Here is a 6,540-nt window from a genome sequence, read left to right on the forward strand (position 1 = left end):
GTTCGACGCGGCGACCGCGACCCCGGCGACCGTCCCGCCGACGAGCAGCACCGCGACGCCGACCGCGACCGCGAGCAGCCGGCGACGCGGCGAGCGCGCACCGTCCGTCGTCCGGTGCGATGCGGTCCGGCGGCTCACGAGTCGCTCCCGGAGCTGGCAGCGCACCCGCCGAGCACGTCGGAGGTGAGCATGGTCGCGCCGAGCGCTGCCCAGGCGTCGCCGTAGTACGTCGGTGTCGTGGCCGCGGTCCGGTCCGCCCGCTCGAGGTCGGCCCGCGCCGCCGACGTGCTGCCGGCAGCGTGCTCGGCCGCCGCCCGGGCCGCGTAGGCGAGGGCGTTCGTGTCACCCGTCACCGCGGTGCCGCCGAGGTCGAGCTGTGCCGCGAGTTGGGTCGTGCGCCGGAGCGTCGGGGCGATCGACCCGGCGAGCTTCCGGTCGGCACCGGTGCACGCCTCGGCGTACCGCAGCGGGAGGCGCATCGCGTCGTAGCCGTAGAGCACCCGGCCGTCGTCGGCCGACGCGGGCATCGGTTCGACGCGGCCGTCCGCGTGCACCTGCGACCAGTCGCTCGGGAGGTCGGTGGCGCGCAGGAGCGTCGCGGTGACGGTGCGCGAGCCCGTCTCGAGCTCGTCCCAGCGGTCGTCGCCGGTCGCCTGGGCCAGGATCCGGTAGGCGGCGGGTGAGGCGTAGGAGGCGTCGTACCGGTAGGGCTCCTGGTCGGCCCAGGGACCGGCGAGCAGGATGCGGCCGGCGTCGGTCTCGACGGTCTCGTGCTCGAGGATCGCCGACGCGATGCGCTTGCCGGCCGCGGTGTAGCGGGGTTCGTCCCACGCCTTGCCCGCGAGGACGAGTGCCCGCGCGGCGTCGAGGTCGGCGTCGCTCGCGGACTGCTCGTCGGCGACGCCGCCCTTCGGCGTCCACCGCCAGGCGAGCAGGTCGTCGTCGGTCAGGAGGTGCCGCGCCGTCCAGCGCCACACGTCGTCGAAGGTCGAGCGGTCGCCGGCCGCGTAGGCGATGAGCAGGCCGTACGCCTGGCCCTCGCTGACGGTGTCGCCGCCCTGGTCCTTCCTGACGACGCGGCCGTCCTCGACGTAGCGGTCGAGGAACGCGGTGCGCAGCTGCGCTGCGGAGCGGGTGGCGTCGGGTGCGGTGGTCGAGGTCGGGGTGGAGGCCGCCTGCGGCGTCGACTCGTCCGACCAGGGGTGGACGGCGACGAGCGCCGCGCCGGCGGTGACGGCGACGGCCGCGATCGCGGCGACCGGGATCCAGGTCCTGCGGTGCACGGGGCCTGCCTCTCGTTGGGTGTCGGGTGGGGGTCCGGACCGGAGGCGCGGTGCGGGTGAGCCGGTCGGCCCACCGCTGCCGCGCCTCCAGGTCGTCAACCGAAGATGCTGCGGAACGCGGCGATGAGCGCGTGGAACGCGTCGGTGGCCGGGCGGTCCGCGGCGGTGCCGCCGCCGCCCGTCTGGACGCCGCCCTTCGGGGTGGCGGCGGTCGCCGCCGCGTCGGTCACGGGGACGACCGTGAGGTCGCCCTTGCTGTCGTCGAGGACGAACAGCGTGGAGACGGTGTTGCCGGCGAGGTCGACCTTCGCCGTGCCGCGCTGCCCGCTGCCGGAGACGTCGAGCGTCCACTTGCCGCTCTGCACGGTGGCGTAGCCGGTGGCGGTCCCGAACGCGGCGTCCTTCGCCACGGTGGTGCCGGTCGAGGTGGCGACGTCGACCCGCTTCGCGGTGGTCGCGGCCTGCACGAGCCGGAGCTTCGCCTTCCCGTCGCCGGGCTGCTGCAGGTCGTCGGTGAACGCGGTGGTCTTGAGGTCCGAGTTCTTGCCGTAGGCGACGACGGTGTTCGCGTCGCCCGCGCTGACCGTGACGTCGGTCGAGATCACCGGGGTGGAGTCCGGGGCGTCGGCGGCGCGCATCGACAGGACGTAGGTGCCGACGGGCAGCTCCTGGTACGGGCTGACCTGACCGTAGGTCACGTCGTCGAGTTCGAACACCTTCTTGCCGCCGGACAGGCTCGACAGCTCGACGTCGACGCCCTTCGTGTCGGGGGAGAGGTGTCCGACGCGGAGCCAGCCGTCCTCGGGTGTCGCGGCCGACGCCGTCTGGGGTGCGAGGCCGACGGTCGCGGCGACGAGGGCCGCGGCGAGGGTGCCGACGACGACGGGGCGTGCGGTGCGGGTGCGTGCGGTCATGGTGGTGCTCCTTCGGATGGAGGTGCGGTTCGGGTTCGTGCTGGTGTGGCGGACCGGCGCACGGCCGGGTCGCCGGGGTCGCGTCACGCGGCGGTCGGGGCGGTGGTCGGGTCGATCGGCGTGTAGGTCACGACGAGCTCGTCGCCGTGGCGTTCGACCGACTCCGGACGGTAGGTGTCCGACATGGCCTCGAGGGTGAGCTCGACCCGGGTCGTCGCGGCAGCGCCGTCGGTGTCCAGGACCACGCGGCGGAACGCCTGGCCGGTCTCGCCGGTGAGCGGGGTGAAGCGGTCGACGCTCACCGGCTGGTCCGCGAGCACCTGCCCGAGGGCGATCATCGCCCGGCTGTCGACCTGACCGGCGCGGAACTGCGACTTCGTGCCGGCGTCCGCCTCGAGCGCGGGGTTGGCGGCGAGCTGGGTGCCCATCGCCTTCCGCTGGTCGGTGGCCTTCGTGATCGCCTGCTCGGCCGCGGCCTCGCCCTCGGAGTGGATGCGGCGGACGTCGACCTGCTGGTCGCCGGTGCCGAACACGGCGACCGTCGTCGAGTTGCGGATGGCGTCGGCGACGTCCTTCGAGGAGTTGCCGCCGGTCCGCATCGAGTCGGTCGTGACGACGTAGTCCGAGTCCTTCCAGCCGTTCGGCGACTGGCGCTCCACGGCGGCGTCGGTGTCGAGCTTGTAGTACCAGATGACGTTGTCGCGGGCGAAGCCGGCCTTGACCAGGTCGACCCACATGGCGTCGTCGACGAGCAGTCGCGATGACTTCGGCACGTTGTCGCCGACCCAGCGCTCGGCCTGCTGCATCGGCTGGTCGAGGTTGCTCGTCGTGAAGCCGCGGAGCTGGGCGGTCCAGAGCGGTGCCGCGACGGCGAGGGCGGCCACGGTGACCGCTGCCCATGCGATGCCGAAGGTGCGACGGACGCCACCGGGGAGTCGGCTGCGGCTCCGGGACCACCCGGCGATCGCGACGATCGCGCGGTCGACGGTCCACACCACGAGGAGCGCGGCGAACGGGATGAGCATGATCACGTACGGCACCGGCAGGTAGCCGTTCGGGCGGAACATGAACGCGAGCAGGAAGACGAGCATCGCGGCGATCGGGCGGACCCGTCGCAGGAACAACCCCACGACGGCGGCCGTGCTCCCGAGCACGATGAACACCGGGTCGAGCGCCCACCACTGGGCGGCGGCCTGGTTCGCGAGGCTCCCGCCCTCGAAGACGGACCCCGACGCCGTGCGGGAGCCGAGCTGGTACGTGATGCCCTCGAGGAGGCTGACCCGGCCGGGTCCGGGGAGGAGCTCGCCCTTGACCGCGGCGAGCAGGAGGTAGCCGCCACCGATCACCGCGAGCACGGCACCGGCGACGCTGAGGGTGTACCGGCGGGTGCTCTTGTCGGCCCCGCGCACCGCGATCCAGACGAGGAACGGCAACGCGAGCAGGTACGTCTCCTTCGAGAGCACGGCGATGCCGAGGCAGGCGGCCGCTCCGGCGAACCCGGCGAGCTGCTTGCGGCGGCTCAGCACCAGCACGAACGCGGCGAGCAGCCACGGGGTCGCGACGTTGTCGATGTAGACGGTGCGGTGGTACTGCAGTGCGAGTGGCGACAGCGCGAACAGGAGTACGGCAGCCGCTGCGGTGGGGCGAGCCGCACCGATGCGACGGGCGAGCACGAACAGCAGCACGCTCGACACCGCGGTGAAGAACACCATCGACTCCCGCGCTGCCTCGACGGCGAACGGGTAGCGGGCGAACGCGCCGGTCACCGAGGTGTAGGCCGCGATCTGGATCCAGCCGAGCGGCGGGTGGTCGTACCAGTACGTGTAGTGCGTGAGCTCACCGAGGTTGGTGATCGCCCACGCCTGCGCGGTGTAGGTGCCCTCGTCGTCGATGCGCTGGGGCGTGCCGGTCATGTTCCAGAGCTGCACGGCCGCGGCGACCGCGAGGACGGGGAGCAGCCAGGCGAGGCTGACGGCGTGGCGTCGGACCCAGCCGGCCACGCCGCTGCGGGCGATCGCGCCCCGGATCGGGATGCCGGTCGTGTTCGTCATGCTGGCGGTCATCGGGTGCCTCCGGTGGTCTGCAGCTCACGGGCGTCGGCGGACTGGGGGTCGTCCTCGGTGACGGCGCTGGGGAAGCCGACGACCTCGGGCGCGGGCGTGCGGTGCTGCCCGGTGTGCTCCGTCTTCTCCCAGCCGTTCTGGCCCTGGACGTGCCGCACGACGGCGCGGACGGCTGCCGCAGCGAGGAACACCTGGTACGGGATGAGGCCGAGGACGAGTTTCACGTAGTCGCGGATCCGGACCTTCTCCTTGTAGAGCCGCCCGAACTCGCCGAGGCCGACGATCTCGACGGCGAGCAGCATGAGGGTCGGGGCGAGCGGGATGAACGAGACGAGCGCGATCGAGGTCGGGACCTTGACGAACGCGATCATCAGGACGCTGAGTGGGATCAGGAGCCCGGTCGCGGCCTGGATGAACGGCATCGTCAGGAGGTACCGGGCGAAGAAGCGCTGCTTGCGGGTCGGGAGCTTCTTCCACTCGCCCTTGCCGAGCACCTGGAGGAAGCCCTGGTTCCAGCGGGTGCGCTGCTTGAGCAGGGACGCGAACGTGGGCGGGGTCTCCTCACGCGTGACGGCCTCCGGGGAGTACGCGACGACGACCTTGGCGTTGTCCGCGCTGAGGCGGACGCCGAGCTCGCAGTCCTCGGCGAGGCAGTGGGCGTCCCAGCCGTTCGACCACTCGAGGCGCTCACGGGTCACGAAGACGGTGTTGCCGCCGAGCGGGATGAACTTCGACTCGGCGTGGAAGTGCAGGCGCGAGCGGAACCAGAAGTAGTACTCGAGCACGTTGCGGAGCGACCACCAGCTCGACTTGAAGTTCATGAGCTGCACGCCGCCCTGCACGACGTCGGCACCGGTCTCCTGGAACCGGGAGTCGACGAGGGTGAGCAGGTGCGGGTAGACCTCGTCCTCGGCGTCGAACACGCCGACGATGTCACCCGTCGCGTACTGGAGGGCGAGGTTCATCGCCTTCGGCTTGTTCTTCGGCGCGGTGTCGTCGACGACCACCCTGATGAGCTCCGGGTGGCGCGCGGCGGCAGCGCGGACGACCGCGTCGGTCTCCGGGTCGTCCTCACCGACGATCGCGATGATCTCGAAGTCCGGGTGGTCCTGCGTGGCGAGCATGTCGAGCGTCTGCCCCATCACGTCCTGCTCGTGCCGGCCGGGCACGAGCAGCGTGAAGCGGTGCGCAGCCGGACGCGGCGTCTCGCTGAAGCGGGTCGCCTTGAGCGCGTCGCGCGAGCGCCACGCGTGCAGCATCCACCAGAGCGTCGACAGCGCGACCAGCGTGAGCAGGACGGAGACCGCGATCAGCGCGGAGTAGCCGATCCACTCGCCCAGCGACCAGGCGGCCTGCGGGAGCTGCCCCGAGCCTCCCGTCGGGGCGTTCGTGGTGCCGCGGTTCGGCACGGTGCCGGACGTGGCGGGGGAGCCGGGCTGGAGCAGGGGAGCGGCCGCGGTGACCAGCGCGGCGGAGAGGGTGGTCGTCATCAGGCCGGAGCCTCCTTCGTGGGACGAGCGTCGGTGGAACGGAAGACGAGGGCCTTGTACGCGGCGAAGCGGAACGCTGTACCGAGGACCAGGCCCACCCCGTTGCCGGCGACGTTGTCGGCGAGGGTGGATCGGAGACCGAGGACGTAGTGCGAGACGAACAGGCAGGCGGCCGCGATGCCGAGGCCGACGAGGTTCGCGAGGGCGAAGAGGAGCCCCTCGCGGACGGTGGCGCGACGGTCAGCGCCGCGCTCGGAGCGGAAGGTGATGGACCGGTTCGCGACCCAGGCGACGGCGGTCGACACCACCGCCGACACGACCTTGGCCCAGATCGGGCCGTCGGGCAGGACGGTGGCGCGGAGCAGGTTGTACACGGCGAGGTCGATGACGAAGCAGACGGCGCCGATGGTGCCGAAGGACGCGATCTGGCGTCCCAGGGTGAGCAGGCGCGCGGCACGGGCAGCGCGGACCGGAGATGGGGCCTCGGTCTCGGGTGACACCAGAACGGGGGTATCGGTCGAGGTCATGCCCCCGATTCGGGGGACTCCTCGGACCGGTTTGGGTGGGGGACGGGGGTTGCCAGGACTCTGCCAGACAGGCGACACCTGCCGTTCACATGGGGTACGCGAGTCCGTACCGGTCTGTCCACGGCGGGGTCGCGGCACGGGGTGGTCTGCGGGACAATGGGCCCGTGAGCTTCACCGGCATGCCCCGTTTCCGCAAGTTCTGGTCGACCGTGCAGGTCGCCGTGCTGTCCGCGGCCGTGCTGTTCTGCATCGTCATGCTCGTC

At 72.1% G+C, this 6,540-nt stretch carries 5 protein-coding genes; all 5 read right to left on the minus strand.

What is annotated here, in order from left to right; genetic code table 11:
* Positions 1 to 134: 134 nt before the first annotated feature.
* The 5 genes from ACSW7Y_RS15510 to ACSW7Y_RS15530 all read right to left on the minus strand — a co-directional run bounded on the left by ACSW7Y_RS15510 (position 135) and on the right by ACSW7Y_RS15530 (position 6,277).
* Positions 135 to 1,283, minus strand: a complete 1,149-nt coding sequence (locus ACSW7Y_RS15510) for a glycosyl hydrolase family 8 (RefSeq protein ID WP_438127140.1) — start codon at positions 1,281 to 1,283, stop codon at positions 135 to 137.
* Between the two features lie 95 nt (positions 1,284 to 1,378).
* Positions 1,379 to 2,197, minus strand: coding sequence for a DUF4397 domain-containing protein (locus tag ACSW7Y_RS15515; protein WP_438127141.1), 819 nt, complete (start codon positions 2,195 to 2,197; stop codon positions 1,379 to 1,381).
* A gap of 83 nt (positions 2,198 to 2,280) precedes the next feature.
* Complete coding sequence (locus tag ACSW7Y_RS15520) at positions 2,281 to 4,248, minus strand: hypothetical protein (RefSeq protein WP_438127142.1); 1,968 nt, start codon at positions 4,246 to 4,248, stop codon at positions 2,281 to 2,283.
* 8 nt (positions 4,249 to 4,256) lie between these two features.
* A complete protein-coding gene (locus ACSW7Y_RS15525; protein WP_438127143.1) occupies positions 4,257 to 5,750 on the minus strand; it encodes a glycosyltransferase in 1,494 nt (497 codons plus the stop codon).
* Complete coding sequence (locus ACSW7Y_RS15530; protein ID WP_438127144.1) at positions 5,750 to 6,277, minus strand: GtrA family protein; 528 nt, start codon at positions 6,275 to 6,277, stop codon at positions 5,750 to 5,752. Before ACSW7Y_RS15530 ends, ACSW7Y_RS15525 begins: the two co-directional genes overlap by 1 nt.
* Between the last annotated feature and the right edge of the window lie 263 nt (positions 6,278 to 6,540).

This window comes from Curtobacterium flaccumfaciens (assembly GCF_051548005.1).
GTDB lineage: Bacteria > Actinomycetota > Actinomycetes > Actinomycetales > Microbacteriaceae > Curtobacterium.